Genomic DNA, 3,397 nt, shown 5'->3' on the forward strand with positions numbered 1-3,397 from the left:
TTGTCTGTCAACGGGATGACCTCTTGGGCAAAGGCAGGGCGGCCAAAGAGCACTGGCAAAAGCAAGAGAAGGAAAAAAGATCTACGCATCGTCGGCCTCAAATTACACCGTTGAAAATAATCAGAACAACTCGCCGAGCATATTTCGGCAGGCGCTCAATGTCAAGACACTCCGGCATCGATGTGCAGAGACCAGCCGATCTGAATGGCGCGCGGGTTGCAGGGGTGGTGGCTATGCACCGGCTTGCAGCAGAGGTTTCAACGCAATCAGCTCACGGCTTAGAAAATCTATAAAACGCCGCACGCGTACGGTACGCCGCAACTCGGAGTGAAACAAAAGCCAAAGGTTTCGATCCAGCACTGGCGTTGTCCCGGGTACGGGGACGAGTTCCGGATAGATCGTGGTGAAATAGACCGAGGAATTGATCATTCCAACGCCTTGTCGCGCTAGCGAAAGCTGCAATACGGGATCCGTCGTTGCGTGCCGCGCCTCTGCCGCAGGAAACGCGCTGTCTGCCACCCAATCAGGGTGTCGATCTGCGCTGTCCCAGCCGATCCAATGCAATCCTTCGCCGGACGGCCCCGCGATGGGCAGATGGGTCTCAAGATAGGTTCGGCTGGCCATCGGCACCAAGGCAAGCGGGAACAGTTTTCGTGCAATCACGTCGTCCTGCACATCCTGTGCAAATCTCAGCGATACGTCTGTCTGAAGTTTGTTGATGTCTTCGAACCTGTCAGACACGCGGATTTCAAGATCGATGTCAGGATACGCCTTGCTGAAGCGCGCCAGAATGGGGGCGACGATTTCATATACCAGTGTGCCGGTGGTCGAGAACCGCACCACGCCCGTTTCTTCCTTGTCCAGCCCTTGGACCCGTTTGCGCGCCTCGTTTACTTTGACCTCGGCGGCCTCGACGACGGGCAGCAGATCCCTTCCAGCCGCCGTCAGCTCTAGGCCGCGTCGGGTGCGGCGAAACAGTTGCACGCCATAGCTGTGTTCCAAGACTTCGATGTGGCGCTTGACCGTCGCGTGGGTTGCGCCCGTGGCCTCGGCTGCGCCACGCAATGTGCCTGCGCGCACGGCTGCCAGAAAGAAGGGGATGCCCGTCCAGTCCATCAATTCTGAGTGGTTAAAAATCTGACCATAGTGGGGATTATGGGTGATTTATTGGTGTGATGTCTATCCGTAATTTGAAGGCATCAACCAAGGAGATCATCATGAAACGTAGAACGTTCCTGCAAACGACAGCGGCGACAGCAGCGGTTGCGGCCCTTAGCCCGGCGCCGTCCCTAGCATCCCCGTTCCAAAAGAAATACGCCGACGTCCTGGGGCATAAAATGGCCTATATTGACGAGGGCGAAGGGCGTCCTGTCGTCTTTTTGCATGGAAATCCGGCTTCGTCTTATTTGTGGCGCAACATCATTCCTTTTGTCACCGAAGGCCACCGCGCGATTGCGCCGGACCTGATGGGCATGGGAGACAGCGATAAGCCGGTGATGACCGAAACCTACCACGAGAGCGCGCATTTCCTGCACAGCTTTCTGGACAGTTTGGACCTGAAAGACGCGGTGCTCGTCATTCACGACTGGGGCTCTGCGCTGGGCTGGCACTATGCACGCACTCGGCCTGACCGCATTGCGGCCGTGGCCTTTATGGAGGCGATGGCTCCGCCGTTCATGCCTCTGAAAGACATCGAGGTTTTGGGCCCTCAGATGGTGCAGTTCATGACCGGCATTCGCACGCCTGGTGTCGGCGAGGCCATGATCCTTGAGCAGAACCTGTTTCTGGACGCCTTTATGCGCCACGATGGTGCGGGGCTCAGCGAAGCCGCAATGGCCGAATACAACCGCCCCTTCCCAACCCCTGCCTCGCGGCAGATCATACTGGACTGGCCTCGCGAGATCCCGATGGAGGGCAGCCCCTCGGATGTGCATGCTATCGTGCAGGCGAACTCTGATTTCGTGGCCGAAAGCACCTTTCCCAAGCTGATGTTCCACGTCAGCCCCGGCGCGGTCATTCCGATGCAGGCGGCCGAATGGATCAAACAGAACCTGACCAATATCGAGTCGATCTATCTGGGCGACGGGGGTCACTTCATTCAGGAACAATATCCCAACGAAATCGGCGCTGGTCTGGCTGACTGGCTGACTCGGGTGTGACCCATTTTCGTGCGGCGCTTAGTCGCCCGCTCTCTGACATCTTGAAAGGACGAACCATGACCACTCTGGACACCAATATTGGGCAAAACAAACCTCCGCTGCTGCGGGTCATCTTTATTCTGAACGCGCTGAAGATCTTTTTAGCTATTGGGCTGATCGTCGGCTTCAAATACTACGATCTGACCGTCGGATCCGTCTCGGGCGACAGCGCTGTGACGCTGATCTCTTGGACATTGCTTGGATACATCGCGACCTTTGCCGCGATCGTGACGTCCATTCTGAAGCGCTCGATCACAGGACTTCGGGTCGCCATCGCCGTGGATTTCCTGATCTCTATTCCGGCCAAGGCCTTTGTCGGTTTTGCCGTCGCCGCGGTCGGAATGGCTCTGAGTTTTTCGGCCCCCGTGAAAGCATATTTCGCGTGGCGCAAGGCCTGAGCCAAGGTCGCAGATACCGAAAGAACGCCGGGTCTCTATCAGAGGCCCGGTTTGATCATTTAGAAAGGGTGCTGGGGATCAGGGCGTCTGGAAGAGAATGGACTTTGGGTAGGGCAACGCCAGCGGCGGGGCGTCTGGGGCCGCGAAGTATTGTAGCTTCACGGTCTCTGGGTCGATGTGTATCTGGGCCAAAGGCTTAATTTCGCACCGATACACAAGGATGGTGTATTCGACGAGATCGCCGTTGGGGTATTTATACCTGAATGTATCCCCGCCAAATGCTCCGACAAGAGACGCGGCAATGACACTCAGACCTGTTTCTTCAAAGACTTCGCGAACAAGGGCGTCCTCAGGAGACTCGCCGAGTTCGATTGCTCCTGCGGGAAGGCTCCACCCTTCTTTTCCTCCTTTTTTCTGTAGCAGCAGTCGTCCGTGGCCGTCGCGAATAATTGCAGCGACTGATGGCACCATTAGAACGTCATGGCCGACTTTTCGGCGCAGGCTCTGGATGTATGATGTGATCGTCATATCGGGTTGGTAACACCTCGGCTACAATGCGCGAACGAAAGTTTTGTATCCAATCCACTCCCCCGCACAACCACTCCCTATTTCACGCTGCTCTCGCCAATGTGTCCCATCTGGTCGGTGATGCGGGCCAACAGAGTTTGCCGACACAGGTCTGCGACGGCTTTTGGCAGGTGCTGAAGCTCGTCTTTGCGGGCGACCACCGTCAGGGTGCGCGAAAGGCCCGAGACGGGTAGGGGCTTGATCTGCAAGCGCATGTTTTCAACCAAGCCGTCA

At 56.8% G+C, this 3,397-nt stretch carries 4 protein-coding genes and 1 pseudogene; 2 read left to right on the forward strand and 3 right to left on the reverse strand.

The genetic code is table 11. The annotated features are described in order from the left end of the window. Positions 1 to 231: 231 nt before the first annotated feature. On the reverse strand, positions 232 to 1,116 hold the full coding sequence (locus tag ACEQWH_RS08620) for a LysR family transcriptional regulator (protein WP_370229791.1): 885 nt from the start codon (positions 1,114 to 1,116) through the stop codon (positions 232 to 234). Between the two features lie 101 nt (positions 1,117 to 1,217). On the opposite strand from ACEQWH_RS08620, the gene ACEQWH_RS08625 reads away from it, so the two are divergent. Together ACEQWH_RS08625 and ACEQWH_RS08630 are read left to right on the forward strand one after the other, a co-directional pair. Next, positions 1,218 to 2,159 (forward strand): haloalkane dehalogenase, encoded by a 942-nt coding sequence (locus ACEQWH_RS08625; protein WP_370229794.1) that lies wholly within the window; start codon positions 1,218 to 1,220, stop codon positions 2,157 to 2,159. 56 nt (positions 2,160 to 2,215) lie between these two features. Next, positions 2,216 to 2,596: a hypothetical protein gene (locus ACEQWH_RS08630; RefSeq protein WP_370229796.1), complete on the forward strand. Its 381-nt coding sequence runs from the start codon at positions 2,216 to 2,218 to the stop codon at positions 2,594 to 2,596. A gap of 78 nt (positions 2,597 to 2,674) precedes the next feature. Here the strand turns inward: ACEQWH_RS08630 and ACEQWH_RS08635 are convergent, their stop codons facing one another. Then, a complete protein-coding gene (locus ACEQWH_RS08635) occupies positions 2,675 to 3,124 on the reverse strand; it encodes an NUDIX domain-containing protein (RefSeq protein WP_370229798.1) in 450 nt (149 codons plus the stop codon). A gap of 77 nt (positions 3,125 to 3,201) precedes the next feature. Then, positions 3,202 to 3,397: pseudogene (locus ACEQWH_RS08640) on the reverse strand (LysR family transcriptional regulator); the annotation flags it as partial.

Origin of the sequence: Cognatishimia sp., assembly GCF_964229375.1 — a bacterium.
Classification (GTDB): Bacteria; Pseudomonadota; Alphaproteobacteria; order Rhodobacterales; family Rhodobacteraceae; genus Cognatishimia.

What these genes read in the sequence shown, in the direction of transcription:
- ACEQWH_RS08620 (WP_370229791.1), bottom strand. Translation starts at nt 1,116, where the DNA reads ATGGACTGGACGGGCATCCCCTTCTTTCTGGCAGCCGTGCGCGCAGGC.
- ACEQWH_RS08625 (WP_370229794.1), top strand. Translation starts at nt 1,218, where the DNA reads ATGAAACGTAGAACGTTCCTGCAAACGACAGCGGCGACAGCAGCGGTT.
- ACEQWH_RS08630 (WP_370229796.1), top strand. Translation starts at nt 2,216, where the DNA reads ATGACCACTCTGGACACCAATATTGGGCAAAACAAACCTCCGCTGCTG.
- ACEQWH_RS08635 (WP_370229798.1), bottom strand. Translation starts at nt 3,124, where the DNA reads ATGACGATCACATCATACATCCAGAGCCTGCGCCGAAAAGTCGGCCAT.